Source organism: Meiothermus cerbereus DSM 11376, from assembly GCF_000620065.1.
GTDB lineage: Bacteria > Deinococcota > Deinococci > Deinococcales > Thermaceae > Meiothermus > Meiothermus cerbereus.
On the sequence record NZ_JHVI01000008.1, the window covers coordinates 35215 to 57315 of the forward strand.

General features: G+C 60.9%; 20 protein-coding genes, 3 tRNA genes and 1 pseudogene. 16 read left to right on the plus strand and 8 right to left on the minus strand.

The features are described 5' to 3' along the window. The first annotated feature begins 152 nt into the window (after positions 1-152). Both Q355_RS0103100 and Q355_RS0103105 read left to right on the plus strand, forming a co-directional pair. On the plus strand, positions 153-1175 hold the full coding sequence (locus Q355_RS0103100) for an ABC transporter ATP-binding protein (RefSeq protein WP_027876444.1): 1023 nt from the start codon (positions 153-155) through the stop codon (positions 1173-1175). Positions 1176-1187: 12 nt separating this feature from the next. Continuing rightward, on the plus strand, positions 1188-1826 hold the full coding sequence (locus Q355_RS0103105; protein WP_027876445.1) for a thiamine diphosphokinase: 639 nt from the start codon (positions 1188-1190) through the stop codon (positions 1824-1826). Here the strand turns inward: Q355_RS0103105 and Q355_RS0103110 are convergent. Further along, positions 1802-2299, minus strand: a complete 498-nt coding sequence (locus Q355_RS0103110; RefSeq protein WP_027876446.1) for a hypothetical protein — start codon at positions 2297-2299, stop codon at positions 1802-1804. The two genes, Q355_RS0103105 and Q355_RS0103110, sit on opposite strands and share 25 nt — an antisense overlap. A 64-nt stretch (positions 2300-2363) precedes the next feature. Between Q355_RS0103110 and Q355_RS0103115 the strand changes: the two genes are divergently transcribed. Together Q355_RS0103115 and Q355_RS0103120 are read left to right on the plus strand one after the other, a co-directional pair. Beyond that, complete coding sequence (locus Q355_RS0103115) at positions 2364-2630, plus strand: hypothetical protein (RefSeq protein ID WP_342665514.1); 267 nt, start codon at positions 2364-2366, stop codon at positions 2628-2630. A gap of 181 nt (positions 2631-2811) precedes the next feature. Then, positions 2812-3984, plus strand: coding sequence for a M28 family metallopeptidase (locus tag Q355_RS0103120; protein ID WP_027876448.1), 1173 nt, complete (start codon positions 2812-2814; stop codon positions 3982-3984). Here Q355_RS0103120 and Q355_RS0103125 read toward each other — a convergent pair. Continuing rightward, positions 3981-5642, minus strand: a complete 1662-nt coding sequence (locus Q355_RS0103125) for a formate--tetrahydrofolate ligase (protein WP_051529281.1) — start codon at positions 5640-5642, stop codon at positions 3981-3983. The genes Q355_RS0103120 and Q355_RS0103125 overlap by 4 nt on opposite strands. Before the next feature lie 84 nt (positions 5643-5726). Further along, positions 5727-6641: a threonine/serine dehydratase family protein gene (locus Q355_RS0103130; protein ID WP_027876450.1), complete on the minus strand. Its 915-nt coding sequence runs from the start codon at positions 6639-6641 to the stop codon at positions 5727-5729. A 94-nt stretch (positions 6642-6735) separates the two neighbouring features. Between Q355_RS0103130 and Q355_RS0103135 the strand changes: the two genes are divergently transcribed. Further along, positions 6736-7212 (plus strand): hypothetical protein, encoded by a 477-nt coding sequence (locus Q355_RS0103135; protein ID WP_027876451.1) that lies wholly within the window; start codon positions 6736-6738, stop codon positions 7210-7212. Positions 7213-7254: 42 nt separating this feature from the next. Continuing rightward, positions 7255-8559: a MiaB/RimO family radical SAM methylthiotransferase gene (locus Q355_RS0103140; RefSeq protein ID WP_027876452.1), complete on the plus strand. Its 1305-nt coding sequence runs from the start codon at positions 7255-7257 to the stop codon at positions 8557-8559. Here the strand turns inward: Q355_RS0103140 and Q355_RS0103145 are convergent. Continuing rightward, positions 8556-8921: a hypothetical protein gene (locus tag Q355_RS0103145; protein ID WP_027876453.1), complete on the minus strand. Its 366-nt coding sequence runs from the start codon at positions 8919-8921 to the stop codon at positions 8556-8558. The two genes, Q355_RS0103140 and Q355_RS0103145, sit on opposite strands and share 4 nt — an antisense overlap. 190 nt (positions 8922-9111) lie before the next feature. Between Q355_RS0103145 and Q355_RS0103150 the strand changes: the two genes are divergently transcribed. Beyond that, positions 9112-9438: a histidine triad nucleotide-binding protein gene (locus Q355_RS0103150; RefSeq protein WP_027876454.1), complete on the plus strand. Its 327-nt coding sequence runs from the start codon at positions 9112-9114 to the stop codon at positions 9436-9438. Positions 9439-9513: 75 nt separating this feature from the next. Here the strand turns inward: Q355_RS0103150 and Q355_RS0103155 are convergent, their stop codons facing one another. After that, entirely contained in the window at positions 9514-9945 is a 432-nt protein-coding gene (locus Q355_RS0103155; protein WP_027876455.1) for a bifunctional nuclease family protein, read from the minus strand. Positions 9946-10037: 92 nt separating this feature from the next. On the opposite strand from Q355_RS0103155, the gene Q355_RS0103160 reads away from it, so the two are divergent. Both Q355_RS0103160 and Q355_RS0103165 read left to right on the plus strand, forming a co-directional pair. Next, the gene (locus Q355_RS0103160) at positions 10038-10580 is read left to right on the plus strand and encodes a phosphoribosyltransferase family protein (RefSeq protein WP_211247150.1); all 543 of its coding nucleotides are present in this window, start codon (positions 10038-10040) and stop codon (positions 10578-10580) included. Between the two features lie 108 nt (positions 10581-10688). Continuing rightward, positions 10689-11225 carry a phosphoribosyltransferase family protein gene (locus Q355_RS0103165; RefSeq protein ID WP_027876457.1) on the plus strand — a complete coding sequence of 179 codons (537 nt, stop codon included), beginning with the start codon at positions 10689-10691 and terminating at the stop codon, positions 11223-11225. 64 nt (positions 11226-11289) lie between these two features. Here Q355_RS0103165 and Q355_RS0103170 read toward each other — a convergent pair whose 3' ends face one another. Genes Q355_RS0103170 through recO form a run of 3 tightly spaced genes read right to left on the minus strand, consistent with a single transcriptional unit; the run spans position 11290 to position 15190 of the window. Next, positions 11290-12945, minus strand: a complete 1656-nt coding sequence (locus tag Q355_RS0103170) for an acyl-CoA mutase large subunit family protein (RefSeq protein WP_027876458.1) — start codon at positions 12943-12945, stop codon at positions 11290-11292. Between the two features lie 50 nt (positions 12946-12995). Continuing rightward, the gene (locus Q355_RS0103175) at positions 12996-14489 is read right to left on the minus strand and encodes a SpoIID/LytB domain-containing protein (RefSeq protein ID WP_027876459.1); all 1494 of its coding nucleotides are present in this window, start codon (positions 14487-14489) and stop codon (positions 12996-12998) included. A 2-nt stretch (positions 14490-14491) separates the two neighbouring features. Further along, positions 14492-15190, minus strand: coding sequence for a DNA repair protein RecO (gene recO, locus Q355_RS0103180; RefSeq protein WP_084496036.1), 699 nt, complete (start codon positions 15188-15190; stop codon positions 14492-14494). Positions 15191-15342: 152 nt separating this feature from the next. Between recO and Q355_RS0103185 the strand changes: the two genes are divergently transcribed. The 7 genes and pseudogenes from Q355_RS0103185 (at position 15343) to Q355_RS0103220 (ending at position 21981) form a co-directional block, all read left to right on the plus strand. Next, positions 15343-15579, plus strand: a complete 237-nt coding sequence (locus Q355_RS0103185; RefSeq protein WP_027876461.1) for a hypothetical protein — start codon at positions 15343-15345, stop codon at positions 15577-15579. Positions 15580-16000: 421 nt separating this feature from the next. After that, positions 16001-17851, plus strand: a pseudogene (locus Q355_RS17070) (heme o synthase). Between the two features lie 108 nt (positions 17852-17959). Beyond that, positions 17960-19027, plus strand: a complete 1068-nt coding sequence (gene coxB, locus Q355_RS0103200) for a cytochrome c oxidase subunit II (RefSeq protein WP_027876464.1) — start codon at positions 17960-17962, stop codon at positions 19025-19027. Between the two features lie 19 nt (positions 19028-19046). After that, positions 19047-21500, plus strand: a complete 2454-nt coding sequence (locus Q355_RS0103205; RefSeq protein WP_027876465.1) for a cbb3-type cytochrome c oxidase subunit I — start codon at positions 19047-19049, stop codon at positions 21498-21500. Between the two features lie 135 nt (positions 21501-21635). Then, positions 21636-21711: transfer RNA gene (locus Q355_RS0103210), tRNA-Lys, on the plus strand. Between the two features lie 114 nt (positions 21712-21825). Then, a tRNA-Glu gene (locus tag Q355_RS0103215) sits at positions 21826-21901 on the plus strand. A gap of 4 nt (positions 21902-21905) precedes the next feature. Beyond that, positions 21906-21981 (plus strand) — tRNA-Val (locus tag Q355_RS0103220). The last annotated feature ends 120 nt before the right edge of the window (positions 21982-22101 follow it).

Here is a 22101-nt window from a genome sequence, read left to right on the forward strand (position 1 = left end):
GCTAAGAGGCTATCTTTTTGAATCTAGAGCACACCCCTCGCTGCGCTCGGCGAAGAAAGCGTATCCCTTCGGTCGGGTTAGTTCGTCACCGTTCGGTGACGACCGAATCTGGTATGAAATACTCCATCGTCCACTTGCTGTAGGCTAAGGCTATGCTGCGCTTGGTCGGGCTCGCTAAAGGCTATCCGGGCTTCAGGCTCGTGCTTTCACTCGAGGTCAGCCCAGGGCAAACCCTGGCCTTGCTGGGGCCTTCGGGCAGCGGCAAAAGCACGCTCTTGCGGCTGGTTGCCGGTCTGGAAATGCCAGAGGCGGGTCAGGTGTGGCTGGACGAGACCGAGATCACGCCGCTGGCGCCTGAAGCGCGTCGGGTGGGGTTCGTGTTCCAGGACTATGCCCTATTCCCACACCTGACGGTATGGGAAAACATCGCTTTTGGCTTACAGGAGGCCCGCTGGAATATGGCTAGAATCCGGGAGCGGGTGGCTTTTTTGCTGGAGTTGACCCACCTGGAGCCCCATGCCCAAAAGCGCCCCGACCAGCTCTCGGGTGGCGAACGTCAGCGGGTTGCGCTGGCTCGAGCCCTGGCCAACCAGCCCCGCTTGCTGCTGCTGGACGAGCCGCTGGGGGCGTTGGATTTGAAGCTGCGGCAGGAACTGTTGTCGGAGCTGCGGGCCATCCTGCGGCAGATCGAGGTACCGACCATTGTGGTCACGCACGACCAGTCCGAAGCGTTTGTGTTGGCCGAGCAGGTGGCCTTGCTGCGGGGGGGCTCTATTGTGCAGATGGGCTCGCCCGAAAGGCTTTTTCGCCAGCCCAGGAACTACTGGGTAGCTAGTTTTCTGGGCCACCGCAATTTGTTCTCCGCGGAGCAGAGCCGTCAGCTAGGCCTCCCAGCCCGGCCACACCTGCTGCCACCAGAGGCTATAATGCTGGGCCAGGGAGAGGAAGCGCTTGTGCGAGAGCGCATTTTCAAGGGTTTTGTGGTGGCCCTCGAGCTGGCCTGGCGGGGCCAGAGGCTATACCTGGAAGGCCCGGAGCAGGGGCTTTACCCTGGCGACACTACCCGGATAAAGGTAGATTGGTCGAAGGTGGTTGCGCTGGAAGAAGAGCCGGAGCATGGGCAAGCGCAGCCAGGACAACCCCTGGCAGGCCCGGCGGCTCGAAACCATAGCTGAACCTTACCCCACATGCACCCGTTTACCATTCTCTTAAACGGTTCAATCGTTGTAACCCCGCGGCTCAAGGCCCAGGTGAGGGGGAGCCGGGTGATTGTGGCGGATGGCGGTATGGTTCATGCCCAATCTCTGGGGCTCCAGCCGGAGTTGTGGGTGGGCGACTTCGACTCGGCCTCGCCGGAACTCCAGCAAGCCTATCACCACATACCACGTGAAGAACATCCCGTGAACAAGGACTTTACCGATGGGGAACTGGCCATCGAGGCGGCCCTGGCCCGGGGGGCCGATAAGCTGATTCTGGTAGGGGCCCTGGGGGGTCAGACCGACCAGACCATGGCCCATCTGCTGCTGGGCATCCGGCTGGCCCGCCAGGGCATTGCCACCCTGCTGACTTCAGGTAGCGAAGAGGCCCATCCCCTGGTGCCGGGGACGCTGCAGCTGGATCTACCGCACTACTCCAGGCTCAGCTTGTTGCCGCTGGGTGGCTTTATCGGCCTGAGTATCCGTGGTGTCCGCTGGCCGTTGCAAAAAGCCGAGGTGCACTTAGGCAGCACCCGCACCCTTTCCAATGTGGTTTTGGGACGGGTGGAAATTGAGCTCGAGGCCGGCTATGGGGTGGTATTTGTTTATCCGGAACCTGCAACTTTGTGAAACTCGTCCAAAAACAACCCTAGTTCTTCGGCCAGGCGCTCTTGCTCGAGCATGGCCTGCCCAAAAACCGCAGGGTCGTCCAGCAAGCTGGGCAAGCGTAGCCAGCCCAGGTAATACCGGCCCGCCAAACCCGGCTCCTTTAGCCGCAGCCGCTCGGTGTGCGAGAGAAGGGTCTCGAAGGCTTCGGGGCTACCAAGCACCGGGCACTGCTGCGGGGATAAACGCTTTAGAAAGGCTTTGAGCAAGCCAGGGTTCGACCAGAAACCATAGTTGAGGTCGTCGGTGATTTGCTCGATGCGCGATAAAAGCGCAGGATCGCCCTGGCGGCCTAACAGCCTGCGCACGAGCTCACTGCGCCGCAGGCGTAAGGTCGCATACTCGCTTAGCGAGTAGAGTCTGCCGGGAAAAAAGTCCAGGGCCTCGCGCAGGCGGTGCGCTATTACGTAGTCCTGGTATTCCCTGAAGGGATCCACGACCCTATTGTGCGACAAGGCCCCAGATTAATGGAAGATGACCAGGGTTTGTGGCGCGCTTCTCATGACGGATTCACAGTGGCTCACGGTATATTCAGGTATGGACACCCGGGGCTGGGTTCTCAAAGCCATCCAGACACTGCAGTTTGCCAGCGAAAAGGATATTGTGCGTTGGTTGGATGAAGAGGGTGAAAGCCTTTCCAGAGACGAGCTGCGGCGCACCCTCGAGCTTCTGCTCAAAGAAGGGGCGCTCGAGCTAAAAAACGACCTCTTTCGCCTCAAGCGCAAGAACAGCAACCAGCAGGCCTTTGACAAGCTATTCAAGGATTAAGTTGCGCCAGGGCAGATTGGCAAAACCAGCGGAATGAGCCAATGCATACCTGGCGCAATTCCTAAAGCGAACTTTCGGTACGGCATCTTGCATTTCGCTTATGGAGACACTTAGGCATCTTCGCATGCTGTTTTCGCCCTGCTACCCACCCAACTCATGTGCTGGATGGCAAGATTGAGATATGGGTAAAAACGTGTTCTTGCGGGCGGCTTTAGGCCTGGTGGCTTTTGCGCTACTGGCGCTGGCCCAGGCCTTTTCCCTCGAGCGAATGCAGGCCGACCTGCAGGCCTTGCTAGCGCAGGGGCCGCGGGTAGCGGGCACCCCGGCGGTGGCGGCGGCGGGCGAGTACCTGGCCGCAGAACTCCGCAAGGTGGGCTACACTGTGGAGTTTTTTCCCTTCACCTACAGCCGCACCCACGACCAGGGCTCGAGCCTTCAGGTGGGAGGGGTCAGTTTTCCGGTCAGCAGCGTGGCGGGCAGCCCTGGTCGGCGGGTTGAAGGGCCGCTGGTGGTGGTACCGGGTGCGGGCCTGGCCGCAGACTTTGCCAACCTGAACCTGCAAAATAGCATTGTGGTGGTGCGCCGGGGTGGAATTCCAGGCCTGGAGAAGGCCCGATTGGCTGCCCAGCGGGGGGCCCTGGGCGTTATCCTGGTGACCGAAGAACCCAGCGGCACCCGTTTTAGCTTTGGGGGCAACAGCCCCATCCCGGGCGTGACCATCTCCTCTAGCGACGGGGAGGCGCTTTTTGGCCTGACGGGAAGTCGGGCCGTACTGGATGCGCGCATCGTGACCGAGGAGGTGCAGGGCCGCAATGTGATCGCCAAGCGGGGCCAGAACCCCCTGGCCATCGTGGGGGCCCACTACGACTCGGTGCCTGGCAGCCCGGGCGCCAACGACAACGCCTCGGGTACCGTGACGGTGCTCGAGCTGGCCCGCCAGCTGGCAAATAGCCCCCTCTCCGAGCGCATCTGGTTCATGTTTTTCGATGGGGAAGAGGATGGCCTGTGGGGCTCGAGGCGCTTTGTGGAACAGAACCTCGAGCTTGTGCGGGGGTTGAAGGCCATGCTCAACTTGGACATGGTGGGGGTGGATGTGAACGTCAGCCTGGGAATAGGCGGCAGCCAGGAACTGCGGGCCTTGGCCGACTGTAACGCCCTGCAGGTGGCCTGTGGTAGCGCACCGGGGGGTGGCAGCGACCACGTGCCTTTTGCCCAGGCCGGGGTGCCGGTGCTCTTCTTCTTCCGGGGCCTGGACCCCAACTACCACCGCCCCACCGACACCGTGGCCGACCCGCTGCTCATGGCCCAGACCGGCCAGCTGGTGCAGGGGATTTTGCAGCGCTTGCTGCGCTAAAACAAGCCGCGAATCTGTCCTGTCTCGTCCAGCCCAATGCGAAGGGCCGCGGGTTCTTTGGGCAGGCCCGGCATGGTCATAATCTCACCCATATAGGCCACCACAAAGCCAGCCCCGCACTTGGGCTTGAGGTCGGTTACGGTCACGCTAAAGCCCTCCGGGCGGCCCCGCAGCCTGGGGTTGTCGGACAGGGAGCTGGCGGCTTTGGCAATAATGACCGGCAGGCCGCCCTGGCCTTCTTTTTCCAGCCGCTTGAGGGCTTTGCGGGCCTCCTGGGTGTACTCGACCCTGGCCGCGCCGTAGACCTGAAGGGCCACCTGGGCAATCTTTTCTTCCAAGGGCTGCTCCAGCGCATAGGTAAACCTGGGCTGACCGGGGTTTTCCAGGGCCTTCAAGACCATCTGGGCCAGCTCCACCCCACCAGCTCCCCCGCGGGCGTGTACCTCGCTGAAGGAGACTGGCACGCCCTGCTGAGCTGCAAATTCTTGTACCAGGCGGAGTTCTTGTGGGGTATCGTTGGGAAAACGGTTGAAGGCCAGCACCGGCTCGTAGCCCAGGAGCCGCACATTTTCCAGGTGCTTGGCCAGGTTGGCCAGCCCCCTGCGCACAGCCTCCGGGTTGGGCTGGGCGTACTCGTCGTGTCCACCGTGGAAACGCAGGGCTCGCATGGTAGCCACCAGTACCACCGCCTGTGGTGCGAAACCCGCCTGACGGCAGACCAGGTTGATGTATTTCTCGGCCCCCAGGTCGGAGCCAAATCCGGCTTCGGTTACCACATAGTCGGCATACCCCAGGGCCATGCGGGTCGCCGCTACCGAGTTGGTGCCGTGGGCAATGTTGCCAAAGGGCCCCATGTGCACAAAGGCGGGCTGGTGCTCGAGGGTCTGCACCAGGTTGGGGAAAAAGGCCTGCTTTAGCAGTACGGTCATGGCCCCCTCGGCGCCCAGGTCGCGGGCGAACACGGGCTGCCCCCCCAGGTTGTAACCGATGCGGATGCGCCCCAGGCGTTCTTGCAGGTCGGCCAGGCTGGTGGCCAGGCTCATGATGGCCATTACCTCGCTGGCCACCGTGATCTCAAATCCGGCCTCGCGGGGTATGCCCTGGCTGGGCCCACCCAACCCCACAATGACCTGCCGCAAAGCCCTATCGTTCATATCCAGGGCGCGCTTGACCTCGATGCGGCGCACATCCAGTCCCAGTGCGTTGCCCTGGTGCAGGTGGTTGTCTACCAGGGCCGAAAGCAGGTTGACTGCGCTGGTAACGGCATGAAAATCGCCGGTGAAGTGCAGGTTGATCTCCTCCATGGGCAGCACCTGGGCATACCCGCCGCCGGTGGCCCCGCCCTTGATGCCAAACACCGGCCCCAGGGAAGGCTCCCGCAGGGCCACCGCTACCTTTTTCCCCAGCTTGCCCAGGGCCTGGGTCAGGCCTATCGCCACGGTGGTCTTGCCTTCGCCTGCCGGCGTCGGGGTCATGGCCGTAACCAGGATGAGCCTGCCCTTAGGTGCGGGCGGCGCACCCAGCACTTTGGCCATGTGGGGGCCATAGTGGAACAGCGCCTGGGAGGGGATGCCCAGACTGGCGGCCACTTCTTCGATGGGTTTGAGTCTGGTCTGACGGGCGATCTCGAGGTCGCTCGGTGTGGCAGTGGTTTCCATGCCTCTAGGGTACGCCCAGAAGCTGGCGATAAAAGTCCCTTGCAGGGCAAGCGGTCAATACTTTTTGAACCTGGCATTTAGGGATCAGGGCATCCAGTTACCGCCACACACGACCACTGCGACACGCTCGGGCAGGTCGTAGCGCATGAGCAGGGGCCCTAAAGCCAGCCCGGCGGTGGGCTCCACCACCTGTTTGAGCCGCTGCATCATCAGGCGCTGGGCCTGCAGGGTTACCTCGTCGGGTACGGTAAGGATGCGGTCTACATGGCTCTGCATGACCGGGAAGGTTTTTTCCCCAACCACCAGCGTGCGCACCCCATCGGCCACGGTCTGGGGGGCCTGCGTTAGCTTGACCCGCACGCCCGCCCGGAGGCTTTGCTGGGCATCGTTGGCGCCCTCGGGTTCCACCCCAATCACCTCGCACTCCGGGCGCAGGCTTTTGACTGCGGTAGCAATGCCGGAAATCAGCCCCCCGCCCCCTACCGCTACCAGCACAGCCTCCAGCTCAGGCACCTGCTCTAAGAGCTCGAGGGCCTGCGTACCCTGCCCGGCCATGACCCGCAGGTCGTCAAAGGGATGGATAACCTCGTAGCCGGTCTGCTCGGCCAGCCTTCGCATCACCTGCTCGCGGTTCTCCACCGTTACCCCCTGGTCGAAGACCTCGGCCCCATAGGCGCGGGTGGCGGCTTTTTTGATGGGGGAGGCCTCCTCCGGCATCACCACCAGGGCGGGAACCCCAATCACCTGGGCCGCATAGGCCACCCCCTGGGCGTGATTGCCCGACGAGACCGCAATCAGGCCCCTGGGATTTTTCAACTGAAGGGCCGCGTTGAGGGCGCCCCGGGCCTTGAAACTGCCGGTTTTTTGCAGGTGTTCGGCCTTAAAGAAAAGGGTCTTGCCCAGCAGCGCATTGAGCCCCCGGCTGCTAAAAACCGGGGTTTGGTGAATGTAAGGGGCAATGCGGCGGGCGGCGCATTGGATGTCTTCCAGGGTTAGCACAGCCCCATGCTAACAGGAGGGTACGTAACGCCCAAGGCTTTTGTAACGCTCAGAAGGCCCCTTGCAAGAAGGCGGTTTGCCCTACAGTGATTCCATGCGGATGCTTGCCGAGGCTATTTACCAGCTCGAGCCCGGTCAAATGCTGGTCGGTCAAACCCCCACCGCGCGGGAACTACTCAAGCTCTGGATTCGCCGGCACCAGACAGGCTTCGACCTGTACGTGACCAGCATTTTAGAAGCCCGGGAATCCCCCACCGAGCGGCCGCGCAACATAGTGAGTAACGACCTGGTCTCCTGTGCAGAAGTGCTGGAGGCATTGCACTACCTCGAGGACGTGTACCCGGTTGCATTTCATGTACTAAAGAACCTTCCCGTGACGCTGCGCGAGGCCACCCCCGAACTTTTGCAGATGCTCGAGGAGCAGATGTTGCGCGTGGCCCGGAGCACCGTAACGGGCGAGTCTGGCCCCGACGACCCCCCGGCCCAGGTGGTGCGCTTAAAACCACTGTGCGTGCTGGAGGAACACGAGTCTGATGACGACTTCGCCGCGCTCGTCCTCACCGACCCTTGACCGAACCTCCCCCACTGCCCCACAATGCCCCTGATGGAAGGGGTGCGGCTGGCAGTAAAAACCCTGGGCTGCAAGGTTAACCAGGTGGAATCGGATGCCCTGGTGGGCCTGCTCAAACCTTTGCACCCGGTGGTGGTGCCCCTGGAAAGCGGTGCCGACCTGGTGGTTATCAACACCTGTGCTGTAACCACCAGCGCCGAGGCCGACGCCCGCAAGGAGGTGCGTCGGGCCCGCCGGGCCAACCCGGCGGCTTTTATCGTGGTTACGGGCTGCTATGCCGAGCTGGCCCCCGAGCAACTGGCCGAGCTGGGGGCCGATGCGGTGCTGCCCAACAGCCGCAAAGCCGAGCTTCCCGGCGTCATCCTGCAACACTTCGGCCTTCCCGCCGACCCCATCACCACACCCCCCAACGAGTTCTGGGGAGCGGGCGAGCGGGGCCTTTTGAACAACTATGTGCGGGCTTTCCTCAAGGTGCAGGATGGCTGTAACGTGGGCTGCGCCTACTGTATCATTCCCCGCCTGCGTGGGCGCGAACGCCACCGGGGGCACCAGGAGGCCCTGCGGGAAGCCGAGGCCTTGCTGCAAGCAGGGGTTCAGGAAATTGTGCTTACCGGCGTTCGTCTGGGCTCCTACAAGGGCCATCCCCGCGGGATTGCCGGGCTGATAGAAGAGCTGGCCCTGATGGGCGCTAAGGTGCGCCTGTCTTCCATCGAGCCCGAGGACACCGGGGAAGAGCTGCTCCAGGTGATGGGCCGCTTTGCGCCCCAGGTGCGCCCCCACCTGCACCTTAGCCTGCAAACGGGGTCGGCCCGCTTGCTGGCCCTGATGGGCCGTCGCTACGATAAAAACTACTACCGTGCCCTGGTAGAGCGGGCTTCTTTGCTTATCCCCGGCTTCGCCCTCACCACCGATGTGATTGCCGGTCTACCCACCGAGACCGAGGAGGAACACCAGGAAACCCTGGCCTTCCTGGAGGAAGTACGGCCCAGCCGCGTTCATGTGTTCACCTACACCCCCCGCCCCAAAACCCGTGCAGCCGCGCTACCTCAGGTGCCCATCGAGGTGCGCAAGCGCCGCAATAGGGAGCTTCAGGCCCTCGCGGCCCGCCTGGCCGAAGCGCGGGTGCAGCCCAAGCTGGGCCACCGGCTCGAGGTGCTGGTGGAAAGCTTTCGCGGGGGCCGGGCCTACGGCCACACCCCGGACTACTACGAGGCCGAGTTTACCGGGCCGGTACGGGTGGGCCAGACCGTCTGGGTCAGGGTAGAGGCCATTGCGGGTTATACCCTGCAGGGCAGGCTGGAAGCCATTAAGGAAGAGCCTGCCCGTCTGCTGCTACCGGTGCTTTAGATCTTGCGCCGGCGCTCTACCCAAAAGCGCACCACAAACCCCAAGCAGATGAATAAGGTGGCAAACTGGGCCATAACTGCGATGGGGCGTTCTACCGTGCCGCCGCCCAGGATGGTAATGAAGCCGGGAATGCCCTGCAGCGAACCCAGGATGCCCAGCACTGCCAGACCCAGGGCAATATTCATGGCAAGTTTTTGATTGGGGGACTTATCGGCCCAGATGCCCAACAGGGCAATGGCCAGGCCCAACGCCCCCGGAATCAGGGCGGTAGGGGTGAGGCTGGTGCTCATGACGGCCAGGGTGGAAACCAGAATCAGAAAAACGCCGGTCCAAAGAGCTCTGGCTGGCAGACTGCTACCCATCTGAAACCTCCTGGTGTTTCCCGAAAAGCCGGGGGCTTATATGCAGGCTAGGAGTTGGCATGGCCCAAGCCTAAACGGGGTGGCGAGAAAATACTGTAACCGCACCGGCCATGGGCAGGGGCTTCCCAGGGGCTGGGTGGTGGCGCTTTGATGTGGCCTGTACCTCGGCCACTGCGGTAGATTATGCCCCATGGAGAACCCTACCGTTTTTGGCAAAATCATCCGCCGGGAACTGCCAGCCAGCATCGTCTACGAGGACGAAGAATTCATCGCTTTCAAGGATATCAATCCGCGTTCGAAGGTGCACATCCTGGTCTGCCCCAAAGAGTACATCCCCACCCTGGCCGACTACCCCGACACCGAGGAGGGCGCCCTCAAGCTGGGCAGGCTGATGCTCACGGCCAACCGGATCGCCAAGCAGATGGGCCTCGAGGGCTACTTCATCCGTATTCACGTGGGGGAGAAGGGCGGGCAGGAGGTTTTTCACGTACACGTGCACCTGCGCTCGGATGCCTGAGGTGGGGGCAGGCAGGAGCGATGGAACTTGCTACGGCTTCCTGAGCTCTACCTGGTCTATGACCCAGCAGCAGCCTCATGCCTTGGGGGGTTCTCCCTGACGGGTCAGCTGCGACTCTTTTATCCCGGCCTGCTCGAGGACCTCTTCAGCAATCAGGATGGGCGCTCCAGCCCGGATGGCCAGGGCGATGCCATCGGAGGGGCGGCAGTCTATCTCGTATTCCAGGCCGCGCTGTTCCAGCACCAGCCTCCCGTAAAAGGTGCCGTCTTTCAGTTCGACAATCTCGAGCCTCAGTACCTTTACCCCGAGGAGCTCGAGGGTGTTGTAGAACAGGTCGGGGCCCAATGGGCGGGGCGGTTTCTCACCCGAGAGGTGCACCATGATGTTCTGGGTTTCCAGAGCCCCGATCACCACAGGTAGGAGCAGGTCGTTCTCGGCCTTGAGCATCACGATCAGGTTGCCGTTTCCTGGGTCTACCCCCATACCTTCGATACGTGCGGGTACCATACTTTGAGTATACGCACCTGGCCCTGGGGCATATGTGCCGCAGGTCATGCGTAATGCACAACGTTTGCCAATCTCGAATAACCCTATAAACTATGACCGTGAAAACCTATGTTGTGGAAGTGGCCGGGGTTCGTCGTGAACTACCGGTAGTACAGGTGGGCCCCGATGTGGCGGTGGCCTTGTTTAACATGCTGGGCGATACCGAGGTGGTCGAGCAGGCGGCGGCCGAGCTGGCCAAGCGGATGCCTGCCGATGTAGATACCCTGGTTACGCCGGAGGTCAAAGCGGTGCCATTGGCCCATGCCCTCTCGCGCCTCACCGGAAAGCCCTATGTGGTGGCCCGTAAGACCGAGAAACCCTATATGATTAGCCCGGTCTCGCGTACGGTAATTTCCATTACCACAGGCAAGCCCCAGCTGCTGGTGCTGGATGGAACCGACGTACCCCTCATCAAAGACAAAAAGGTGGCCATTGTAGACGACGTGGTCTCGACGGGCAGTACCCTCAAAGGCCTTTCCGACCTGATTACCGATGTGGGAGGACATGTGGCCGCGGTAATGGCCGTCTTCACTGAGGGTTCCCCCCGTGATGACGTCATCGCCCTGGGGCACCTACCGCTGTTCAAGCCAGCTTGATACTTGCCGAAAAACGGCCTTGTTCATCGAGGCACAGATAACCTTTGCTATGCTCAGTTCACACCTAAGCCCATGGCTATGCCCTTGGTGTAAGAAAGAGAGCCCGATATGGAAACTTACCCCATCACGATAGGTAAAATTACCCGCCATGTACCGGTGGTCGAGACCCTGCCCGGGGTGCACATCCCCTTGATCGAAATTATGGGCGATGTGGAACTGGTGCAGGCAGCTGCTGAGGGGCTGGTCAAGCACCTGCCCCCCGAGACCGATGCCCTGCTGACCCTCGAGACCTCCCCCATTGTGCTGGCCCACGCCATGAGCGCCATTTGCGGCAAACCCTATGTGGTGGTGCGCCGCAAGCGCCGCCCCTATATGCAAGACCCCATCATCCAGGAGGTGGAGTCGCTTACTTTGGGCGTCACCGAGACCCTCTGGCTGGACAGCCGCATGGCCGAAAAGCTGATGGGCCAGAATGTGGCCCTGGTCTTCGATGTGGTCTCCTCGGGTGGCACCATGAACGCGCTTGAGAAGGTGGCCAAAAAGGCCGGGGCCAACGTGGTAGCCCGCCTGGCCGCTTTCCACCAGGGCAACAGCAAACTGCCCATCACCTTCCTTTCGGAGATCCCTATCCTGCAGACGGCTTGAGGATCGTCCCATTGGTCGGGGTGAACAGTCCCCGCTGTAGGAGACTGTTCACCCAGGCCTGGTATCACACCAGCACTGGTTCCTCGTAGACCCCGTAGACGGCCCTCAGCTCGTCCATCATCTCGCCCAGGGTGCAGTAGGCCAGGGCGCACTCGACGAAGTAGGGCATGGTGTTGCGCCCCTCCCTGGCGGCCTGCCGCAGGGCCGCTAAAGCCCGCTGTACGGCCTCGGGGTTGCGTTCGCGCCGCACCTGGGCCAACCGCTCGGCCTGTACGCGCTCCACCGCGGGGTCGATGAGCTGGATGGGCACGTTGAGCCCTTCGTCCTGGAAGGCGTTTACCCCCACGATAATCCGCTCACCCCGCTCCACCTCTTGCTGGAAGCGGTAGCTGGCATCGGCAATTTCGCGCAGGAAGTAGCCTTCTTCGATGGCCCGTACCACCCCGCCCATGCGGCGTATTTCCTCGATGATCTGCATGGCCTGGGTTTCCATCTGATCGGTGAGCCACTCCACGTAGTAGCTGCCCCCCAGGGGGTCGGCGGTGTGGGTTACGCCCGACTCGTAGGCGATAATCTGCTGGGTGCGCAAGGCAATCTTGGCCGATTCCTCGGTGGGCAGGGCCAGGGCCTCGTCGTAGGCGTCAGTGTGCAGGCTGTTGGTGCCGCCCAGCACCGCGGCCAGAGCCTGAATAGCCACTCGAGCGATGTTGATGAGGGGTTGCTGCGCGGTGAGCGAGACCCCAGCAGTCTGGGCATGGGTGCGGAGCATCCAGCTCTGGGGGTTTTTGGCCCCGTAGCGGTGCCGCATCTCTTTAGCCCAGATGCGCCGGGCGGCCCGGAACTTGCAGATTTCCTCGAAAAAGTCGTTGTGGGCGTTGAAGAAAAAGGATATGCGGGGGGCGAACTCGTCCACATCCAGGCCCCGCTTTAAGGCCCACTCCACGTACTCGAAGCCGTCGGCCAGGGTGTAGGCCAGCTCCTGTACGGCGGTGGAGCCCGCTTCGCGGATGTGATACCCCGATACCGAGATGAAGTTCCACCTGGGCACGTTTTTGGGCCCCCACTCAAAGGTATCTATGACCAGCTTGGTGGAGGGCTCGGGGGGGAAGATGAACTCTTTTTGGGCGATAAATTCCTTCAGGATATCGTTCTGTATGGTGCCGCCCAGCTTATTCCAGTCGTAGCCCTTTTTCTTGGCGGCGGCCAGGTACATGGCCCAGATGGCGTTGGCCGGGGAGTTGATGGTCATGGAGGTGGTGACCTGTTCGAGGTTGATCCCCTCAAACAGAAGCTCCATGTCGGCCAGGCTGCTCACCGCTACCCCGCACTTGCCCACCTCGCCCCTGGAAAGCGGATGGTCGGAGTCGTAGCCCATCAGGGTGGGCAGGTCGAAGGCGGTGGAAAGTCCGTTCTGTCCAGCGGCCAGCAGCTTTTTGAAGCGCTCGTTGGTCTGTTCGGCGGTGCCAAACCCAGCAAACATCCGCATGGTCCACAGGCGGCTGCGGTACATGGAGCCGTACACCCCGCGGGTGTAGGGGTACTCACCGGGATACCCCAGCTTTTCCGCGTAGTTGAAGTCCTTCAGGTCTTCGGGGGTATACAGCGGCTCGGGGGCAATGTCCGAGAGGGTCTTGTGGGCGACCCTACGCTCGGGCATCTTGGCCAGCGACTTTTGGTAGGTTTCGCGCATCCAGGCGTGCTTGGGTCTGGGCTGTGACATGGCGCAATTATATAACGCATTTGTGGCAGTGGATTGTCATTCCGTTAGATTCAGGGCCGCGCCGGGCTTAGCAGGGTGCCGGGGTAAAAGTGCTCGAGGATCTCGCGGTAGCGGTACCCTTGCCGGGCTAGGCCCAGCGCACCATACTGGCTCATCCCCACCCCGTGCCCAAAGCCCCCGCCCCAGAACGTGAGGCGCTTCAGATTGCCCAGGGCATCGCGCTCCTCTTGCAGGGCAAAAGCTGTGCTGGGAAGGCTGGGGAAATTCAGACGGGGCTCACCTCGCCAGAGCTCCAGCACCACATCGCCACCTCCGGTGAAGGCCTTGTCCGGGCGCAGCAGGCTGCGGATGTTGGACTCGCGCCGAACCCGGTAGCGTCCGGTAGAGCTCTGGATTTCCAGCTCGCTGACATATCCGCTGCTGGTTCGGGTGATGACCCGGAGCTGCTGCAAGGTGCCCAGCAAAAACCCCGGTGTGTCCGGCGAAAGGGGGCCTTCAGGGGTTTGCACGAAAGCGGGGGCGCTCTGGGCCCTCTGGGGGAGGGTGCGGCTCAGGAGAGCCTCGAGCTCCTCGCGGCTAAGGCTCAGCTTCCACCGCCAGAAGGGCGATTCGGCCTCGTAAAAGCCCTGGGGGTTCCGGATTTGAAAAAAGGCCAGGGCTTCGGCCTCACTACGGATCGAAACGCTGATGGGATTGCTCAGAGCCCGCGCTTTCAGGTAGGGTGCCGCAGGCCGATCCATCCAGACTTCCTCGATGCTGGCGGTTGCGCCGGGACTGGTGGAAAAGAAAAAGCTCTGAATGGGGGCGCCCGCAAAAGTCAGAATCTGGTTTTGGGTGGCCTCTACTGCGGCGTCGGTGGCGGGATGGGTGCGGGTGTGGTTATAGACTTGCTCGTTTACCGAGTCGTCCACGTCGGCCCCCAACTGTTTCCAGAAAGTCTTGGCCTGTTGCCTGGCGAAGGCATAGGTGCGGGCCGCTACGGCCTGGGCTTTTAGGGCCTCGGGGTGGAAGCTGGCGGGCATCTCGCTGGGCAGTACCCGCTTGAGGTAGTCCTGAAAATCGACCCTATTGATGAGCAAAAGCCCGTTGCCGCGGTTTTCCAGCCATAGCTCGCCCGGGTACTCGGGGGGGCTTTGTCGGGGGGTGTTGAGCAGACGGTAGCGCACAGGCTGGGCTGGGTCGGCTGGCTTGAGCAAAACCAAGCTGTCCAGGGCAAACGTCAGGCCCTCGAAACTAGCCACCAGGCTGCCATTTTGCAGCTTGAAGGCCAGGGGCTTCCCGGCAAATAGGCTCACCACGGGTCGAAGGTTTTCGCTCTGCTCTCCGCTAAGAAGCTGCACACTGCCCCCCTGGGGCAAAAGCGACAGCTCCGGGAAAAGATACTGCCCCTCGAATGTCCCTGCGCCCTGCCGGTAGGACAGCAGTACCCGGATGTGCTGCTGGCTGGGTTGGGCGGGCTGGGGTGGGTTTTGTGGCCGGGAAGTCGCCAGCAAACCCACGCCCAGGGTAAAAACCAAGACCAGCGCCCATTGCATCTTGGTCATTTTTACTCCCTGGCATGAGAAAAAGCCAGCAGCTGGGCTGAGCCAGGCTCACCTACGACATAGCGCACATGCGCCAGCAGGGCTTTTTGCAAGCGATCCAGGGGTGGGCCTGCTTCCAGGCGTGCAATGGCCTCGCTGCCGGGTAGCTGCAGGATGGCGGCCAGGGCTTCCGTCCCGTCTGGCCCCAGATAAACCCCGCCTTGTTCCACCCGCTCGCCATCCAGCAGGTAGACCCCCGCGCCGCTCAGGTTGGGGGCCAGGCCAGCGGCTTTGAGCACCCGCCAGCTGGCCCACAGAAAAGCGATCTGGGGGTTTGGGTGCTTGGCAACTCCCTTCAGGCCCGAGGTGAGCAGGGGCCAGATTCTACCTGCAACCTCGGGCGAGGCAAGGCGAAAGGCCAGCTCAGCCAGGTAGCTGGCATAGGGAAAGCGTCCGGGGGCTTCCAGACCCTCGAGCCGCCCCACCAGCTCGACCTGGGTGAGGGTGGGCAGGTCGTTGCCGGGTTTCTGGTAGACCTGGTACCGGAGGTGATGAAAAAGCGAGAGCCTGCCGCTGCGCCCGGTGGGTCGCAGGGCCTTGCGGGCGATGGCCTGGGCCGCCCCTTGTGGCCCCACGAACGAGAGGATTACGTCGCCTGCCGGGAGCGATTTGCGCCCCACCACCAGCCCTTCGCTTAGCCGATAACGTTCCACTACCCTCATGGTACGCGAGCATGGCGCCGATTTGGACAAGCCCAGTTTCGCCGCAACCAGGACTACCAGCTTTGTCCAGGGTTTTGGCAGCCGGTAATGCCCGCTGCGGATTCATCCGAAAGGGGGATGAATCCCGGGGGCGTTGTGCTATCCTGAATTTTATGAACGAGCGTTCGCTGCAGGACATCCTCGAGTGGGTGGTGTTGGGCCTCTTGATTGCCGTAGCGGTACTGGTGGTGCTGTGGGTGGGGGGCTGGCTCTTTACGTTCCTGGGTGCCCTTCTCAAGGGGTTGGCCGGCCTTATCTGGGCACTGTTGCGCGTGCTGGTTCCGGTACTGATTGTGGCTGCGGTAGTTTATTTTGTGTTGCGCTTCGTACAAAAACCCAAAACTGCCTAGAACCTCCGCGCCGGATTATCCGGCAGGGCGGGCCTGACCCTGCCGGTTTTTGCTTGTGGCGGCCATGCCGTCTTCATAGAAACGAGGGGGTGTGGGGGAGCTATAAAACCCAGCGCCTTTAGTCGTGGGAGTGCCAAGGGGTTTTATACCAGATTCGGTTAGTTCGTCGCCGAACGGTGACGAACTAACCCGACCGAAGGGAGTGCTCTAGGATTCAAAAAGATAGCCTCTTAGCGCTTTTTGTTTGAAGATTATCTTTTTGAATCCGGTATTACATAGCGGGCTCTTTGTTATGAATGTGGCGCCAGGATGGCGCTGGCGGGTAGCCGAGGCAATTGCCACTGGGACATTTGTCCTAATGGTGCACTCCCGGCGCTTCTGGCAAAATGGGTACGGTTACCCCAGGGGGGGTCTTTTTCTTATGTCGAGCCGACGGTTTACCTTCTACGCTTGGGGGGTGGTGGTTTTTACCCTCATGGTCATTTTATGGGGGGACGTGGTGCAGGCCACCGGTTCTGGCGATGGCTGTGGTGCCCACTGGCCTACCTGCAACGGCGAGGTGTTGCCTCTGTTCAGGGGCCTCGAGACCTTCATAGAGTTCTTCCACCGCATCACCAGTGGGCTTTCGATGCTCCTGACTGTTGGACTTTTGGTCTGGTCGCGCCGGATCTTCCCCAAAGGCCACCTTGCCCGACTGGGGGCCGGTCTTTCCATGTTCTTCATGATTACTGAAAGCCTGGTGGGGGCCGGCCTGGTGCTTTTTCGCCTGGTAGGGGAGGATGCCAGCATCGCCAGAGCTATTGTGGCCCCTATTCACCTGATCAACACCCTTTTCCTGATTGGCTCGCTGACCCTTACCGCGTGGTGGTCGAGCCACCCCGAACATCGCCCGGTCTGGAAAGGCCAGGGCCTGGTGGGCTGGGCCTTGGGCCTTGGCCTGGGGGGGATTTTGCTGGTTGCGGCTGCGGGGGCCCTGACCTCGCTGGGCGATGCCTTGTTTCCAGTTCGCAATACGGCTGAAGCAGTGGGCCGGGCCCTGACGCCGGGTGAGCATTTTTTGGTACAGCTTCGCATCTATCACCCCTTTATCGCTGTTTTGGTAAGCGTGTACGTGGTTTTGGTAGCCAACATGGTTGCGTTGCTGCGCCCTAGCCGCTACACCAGGCTGTTCGCCCGCATGGTCGGGGCTTTGTTTATTGTGCAGCTTGGGGTGGGCTATCTTAATGTGCTGCAGGCAGCCCCGCTTTACACGCAGCTTCCTCATCTTTTGCTTTCCGACCTGATTTGGGTTACCTGGTTGTTGCTTCTGGTCTCGGCCCTCAGCCAGGCCTACCGCGCAGGGTCGGTGGTGTCTGAAGTGGCCAGGGCGAGGTAAACTGCTATGGTGGTTCCTGTTGCTAATCCCGAGCGCGCAACCTGGCGCGACTATTTCTGGTTGACCAAGCCTCGCGTCATCAGCTTGCTGCTTTTTACCACCCTTATGGCTATGTTCATCGCAGCAGGCGGATGGCCTGGCCTGGGTTTGTTTGTGGTGGTATTTGTGGGCGGATATATGGCTGCTGGCTCGGCCAACGCCTTCAATATGGTCATCGACCGCGACATTGACGGCCGCATGAAGCGTACCGCGCAGAGGCCAACCGTCACCGACAGGATCAGCACCCGCGATGCAAGCATTTTTGCAACAGCCTTAATGGTTTGTTCCTTTTTGCTGCTGTGGTGGGGCGCCAACCTGACCACCGCCCTCCTGGCCATGGCTGGGTTGGGCTGGTATGTGCTGATCTACACCCTCTACATGAAGCGCCGTTTCTGGAGCAACATTGTGATTGGGGGGGCGGCGGGGGCCTTCCCGCCTTTGGTGGGCTGGGCTGCGGTAACGGGGGAGTTGAGCCTGTTTGCCTGGTACCTCTTCCTGATCATATTTTTCTGGACGCCCGTACACTTTTGGGCTCTGGCCCTGATGATCAAAGACGACTACGCGGCTGTGAGCATTCCCATGCTGCCGGTGGTGCGGGGCGAACGCCAGACCGCCTATCAGGTAGTACTGTATGCCATTCTTACCGTTGTCATTTCACTGATTCCGGTGCTGATGGGCGAGCTGCGCTGGTTTTACCTGATTGCAGCGGTTTTGCTGGGGGGGGTATTGCTGGTGCGCAGCGTGCGGCTTTACCAAACCTTGAACCCCTCCTGGACGCTGTCGCTGTACAAATACTCCATGTTATACCTGGCATTACTTTTTGTTGCCATGGCTATAGACCGAGCGATGTGGATGTAGCTAGAATACCTTATCTGGATAGGGTATTTTACGCCTCGAGTAGCATACCCTAAAATGGCTCCAACTAATGTGCGTTAGAATGCCCCAAGACCAAGGGAGGATGTAGGAATGTTGCAACGAAGTCTAGGTTTGATAGTCCTGCTGATGCTGGGTTTGGTGCTGGCCGCTGAACCGGGCCAGGCTGGGGGGCACACCCTTAACATCCTGGATCGGGATGCCTCGGCCTTTAACCGAGAAGTTGGGGGGTTGTTGGCTTGGGTGATGGGTTTTGCGGCCCTGGTGTTTGTGGTGGTTACGGGCGCGCTGACTTATGTAACCATCAAGTTTCGCCGAACCGGCAAAGAGACCGGGGAGCCCGAGCAAATGCACGGCAACGATCGCCTCGAGGTGGCCTGGACGGTTATCCCCACGGTGATTGTGCTGATCATCTTTGGCCTGACGGCCCAGAGCATGTTCAAGCTGGATCGCCCCACCCCAGGGGCTATGGTGGTGGAAGTGCGCGGCTGGCAGTTCTGGTGGGACTTCCACTACAAAGATTACGGGGTGCGCGACTCCAATCAACTTATTCTGCCTGTTGGCAGGCCGGTGCGCTTCGAAATTACTGGCGGTGATGGCGGCAACTACGATGTGATTCACTCGTTCCGCATTGCCAGCCTGGTGGGTGCGCGGGATGCCATTCCGGGGGTGGTTACCCACATCGAGGTGACCCCAGAGAAAATTGGCAACTACTACGGCCAGTGCGTGGAGCTGTGTGGGGCCTCCCACGCCAATATGCGCTTTAGGGTCAAGGTGGTGCCGCAAGAGGAGTTCGACCGCTGGATCGAAAGCGCCAAGGCCTACCAGGCGTCTGCCCCCAGCGATCCCACCCTGGTGCGAGGAGAGACCCTCTATAAGCAGCAGTGCGCAGCCTGCCATGCCATCAAAGGCGTTTCCCAGGGGCTGCCCAGCAACCCCGACCTGACCTTTTTCGGAAACCGCACCACGGTGGGGGCCGGGATGTGGCCCAATGTGCCGGAGTACCTCGAGCCCTGGATCAAAAACTCTCCTGGCATGAAGCCTGGCGTCAAAATGCCAGCCTTCACCAACCTGTCCGACGAAGATGTGAAGGCCATCGCTGCTTATCTGATGAGCCATAAAGTGGATGGCCTCGATTTTGGCAAGCTGGAAAAGTTCTAACGGGAGGATTGAACAAATTATGGCTGTCGTAACTCCACAAAGCGCTTCCCGTATGGGTTTCTGGGCTTCGGTCTGGGATCTGCTAACCACCAGCGACCACAAAAAAGTCGGGATGATTTATCTGGTCACTTCCTTTGTGGCCTTCGGGCTTTCGGGCCTGATGGCGGTGGCCATTCGCTGGCAGCTCGCTGGCCCCGAGCAGCAGTTCCTGGTAGGGGATGCCTACAACCAGGTGCTTACCCTGCACGGCGCTACCATGCTCTTTTTCTTCATCATTCCGGCGGGCCTGGCAGGGTTTGGCAACTTCATCCTGCCCCTGATGCTGGGTGAGCGGGACGTGGCCCTGCCGCGCATCAACGCCTTTGCGGCCTGGCTTTTCGTGTTTTCGGCGGTGCTCATCTACACCTCACTTTTCTTCGGTGGGGCACCAGACGTGGGCTGGACCTTCTACTACCCCTTCTCGCGCACCACCGGCCTCGGCACCGACTTCTTCATGATGGGCGTCTTGCTGGTGGGTTTGTCGAGCCTGCTGGGTTCGGCCAACTTTGCCGCCACGGTGTATAACCTGCGAACCAAGGGGATGGGCTTGTGGAAGATGCCCATCTTTGTGTGGGGCATTTTTGCCACCTCCATGCTCTCGCTGTTTGCCCTGGCTGGTATTACTGCGGCTAGCCTGACCGTCTTGCTCTCGCGTAAGCTGGGCCTGAGCCTTTTTGATCCTAGCATTGGTGGAGACCCCGTCCTGTACCAGCAGTTCTTCTGGTTCTACTCGCACCCGGCGGTCTACATCATGTTGCTGCCCTACCTGGGCATCGCCGCCGAAATTGCCTCGACCTTCTCGCGTAAGCCAGTGTTTGGCTATCGCTTCATGGTGTTCGCCCTGGTGGGCATCGCGGTGGTGGGCTTTCTGGTCTGGGCGCACCACATGTTCACGGTGGGTGAGAGTCTGTTGTTCCAGCTGGTCTTTGTGTTCTTCACCGTGCTGGTGGCGGTGCCCACCGGGGTGAAGATCTTCAACCTGCTGGGCACCTTGTGGGGTGGCCAGCTCGACTTCAAGACCCCCTTGCTCTTCGTGATGGGCTTCATGTTCAACTTCCTGCTGGGGGGGATTACGGGGGTCATGCTGGCGGTGGTGCCCTTTGACTACCAGGTGCAGGACAGCTACTTCGTGGTGGCCCACTTCCACAACGTCTTGATGGCGGGCTCGGGCTTCCTGGCTTTTGCCGGCCTTTACTACTGGTGGCCCAAGATTACCGGGCGCATGTACCCCGAGTTCTGGGGCAAGGTGCACTTCTGGCTCTTTTTGGTGGGTTACCTGATCACCTTTATGCCCCAGTACGTGCTGGGCTTCCTGGGGATGCCCCGCCGTTACTACACCTACCCCGACGGCACCTACCTGTGGAACGAGCTTAACTTTGCTTCCACGGTTGGGGCTATCATTCTGGCTCTGGGCGGCATTGCCTGGTTGATTGCCATGATCCAGAGCTTCCGCCAGAACGTGAAGGCCCCCGACAACCCCTGGGGTGGGTACACGCTCGAGTGGGCCACTTCCTCGCCCCCGCCGTCGTACAACTTTGCCGTGCAATTCCCCACGGTGTTCAAGTCTGAGCGGCCCCTGTACGACTGGGAAAAAGAGGGTCTGAAGCCGACTCCGGTAGACCCCGCCACCATCCACCTACCGGCTCCTACAATATGGCCCTTCATGACCGCAGTGGGGCTCTTGATTGCTGGTATCGGGATTTCCCTGGCCCCCAACCTGGGCAATGCCCCGGTGGGTGGGGTTGCGGGTTGGGGTGGCTGGCTGGCAGCGGGGTTGGTGCTGTTCTTATACAGCCTCTTCCAGTGGGCTTTGCGTAAAGAGTACGACCACCCGGTGGTGCACCACACGGTTACTGGCAAGTCCAACGCCTGGGTGGGCATGGCCTGGTTCATTGTTTCGGAAATCGCCCTTTTCGGCATCCTGATTGCAGGCTACCTTTACCTGCGCCTTACCGGGGCTGCGGTGCCGCCCGAGGAGCACCGCCCGGCCTTGTGGCTGGCCCTCTTGAACACCTTCTTCCTGGTGGCCAGCTCCTTCACCGTGCATTATGCCCACCACGACCTGCGCAACAACAAGTTCTCGCCCTTTAAGCTGGGTATGCTGATTAGCATCCTGCTGGGGGTGGTGTTCTTCCTCTTCCAGATCTGGGAGTTTGCCATAGCCTCTGGGCACTATGTAGAAGCCCTGAACGCTGCGGGCCAGTCGGAGGCGGCCCAGAAGGCGGCTTTGTGGTTCACGGCCTTCTTCCTGATCGTGGGCCTGCACGGGGCGCACGTGGTTATCGGTGGAACAGGCCTCACCCTGGCCTATGCCCAGGGCCTGGCGGGCAAGATCGACAGCCACGAGCAGGGTACCCTCGAGGGCTCCTCGATGTACTGGCACCTGGTGGACGCGGTCTGGCTCTTTATCGTGACCATCTTCTATATCTGGTAGGTTTGCCTGGGCCTGGGGGCCAGCAGGGTTCTGGCCCCCGGCTTTTTTCCAGCCATTCGCTATAGACAACTTTGGGCCGTTTGCCTATAATCTCTAAGGCTGCTGGGAGTTTTTTGCTCCCAAGGCTCAAAAACTGGACCGCTAGCTCAGTTGGTAGAGCAACCGACTTTTAATCGGTTGGTCACAGGTTCGAGTCCTGTGCGGTCCACCAAAAGACCCCCGGCGAAATCCGGGGGTTCGTCTTTACGAATGGGCGACCCTGTGCTACCCTTATGGACGGTCTAGTTTGTGGGCCCATTCCCACAGACCTAATAAAGGCTCCAGCGGCCCCATCGTCTAGTGGCCTAGGACGCCGCCCTCTCACGGCGGTAACAGGGGTTCGAATCCCCTTGGGGTCACCAAAACGGGCGACTAACTCAGCTGGTAGAGTGCATCCCTTACAAGGATGAAGTCGGGGGTTCGAGTCCCTCGTCGCCCACCAAATTGCAGACGAAAAAACCCTTTATGCTGCTCTTGCATAAAGGGTTTTATCTTGCTGCCAGGGCAAAGTCCTGCCGATTCGTATACCGGGAGGCAGGCCTATGGCTAAATTGTGTTGACC

Bases quoted from the DNA above. Each gene is read 5' to 3' on its own strand.
- Q355_RS0103175 (WP_027876459.1), bottom strand. From the start codon at position 14,489: ATGACCAAGATGCAATGGGCGCTGGTCTTGGTTTTTACCCTGGGCGTG.
- Q355_RS0103100 (WP_027876444.1), top strand. From the start codon at position 153: ATGCTGCGCTTGGTCGGGCTCGCTAAAGGCTATCCGGGCTTCAGGCTC.
- recO (WP_084496036.1), bottom strand. From the start codon at position 15,190: ATGAGGGTAGTGGAACGTTATCGGCTAAGCGAAGGGCTGGTGGTGGGG.
- Q355_RS0103135 (WP_027876451.1), top strand. From the start codon at position 6,736: ATGCGGATGCTTGCCGAGGCTATTTACCAGCTCGAGCCCGGTCAAATG.
- Q355_RS0103120 (WP_027876448.1), top strand. From the start codon at position 2,812: ATGGGTAAAAACGTGTTCTTGCGGGCGGCTTTAGGCCTGGTGGCTTTT.
- Q355_RS0103105 (WP_027876445.1), top strand. From the start codon at position 1,188: ATGCACCCGTTTACCATTCTCTTAAACGGTTCAATCGTTGTAACCCCG.
- Q355_RS0103170 (WP_027876458.1), bottom strand. From the start codon at position 12,945: ATGTCACAGCCCAGACCCAAGCACGCCTGGATGCGCGAAACCTACCAA.
- Q355_RS0103150 (WP_027876454.1), top strand. From the start codon at position 9,112: ATGGAGAACCCTACCGTTTTTGGCAAAATCATCCGCCGGGAACTGCCA.
- coxB (WP_027876464.1), top strand. From the start codon at position 17,960: ATGTTGCAACGAAGTCTAGGTTTGATAGTCCTGCTGATGCTGGGTTTG.
- Q355_RS0103160 (WP_211247150.1), top strand. From the start codon at position 10,038: ATGACCGTGAAAACCTATGTTGTGGAAGTGGCCGGGGTTCGTCGTGAA.
- Q355_RS0103115 (WP_342665514.1), top strand. From the start codon at position 2,364: ATGACGGATTCACAGTGGCTCACGGTATATTCAGGTATGGACACCCGG.
- Q355_RS0103155 (WP_027876455.1), bottom strand. From the start codon at position 9,945: ATGGTACCCGCACGTATCGAAGGTATGGGGGTAGACCCAGGAAACGGC.
- Q355_RS0103185 (WP_027876461.1), top strand. From the start codon at position 15,343: ATGAACGAGCGTTCGCTGCAGGACATCCTCGAGTGGGTGGTGTTGGGC.
- Q355_RS0103145 (WP_027876453.1), bottom strand. From the start codon at position 8,921: ATGGGTAGCAGTCTGCCAGCCAGAGCTCTTTGGACCGGCGTTTTTCTG.
- Q355_RS0103205 (WP_027876465.1), top strand. From the start codon at position 19,047: ATGGCTGTCGTAACTCCACAAAGCGCTTCCCGTATGGGTTTCTGGGCT.
- Q355_RS0103125 (WP_051529281.1), bottom strand. From the start codon at position 5,642: ATGGAAACCACTGCCACACCGAGCGACCTCGAGATCGCCCGTCAGACC.
- Q355_RS0103165 (WP_027876457.1), top strand. From the start codon at position 10,689: ATGGAAACTTACCCCATCACGATAGGTAAAATTACCCGCCATGTACCG.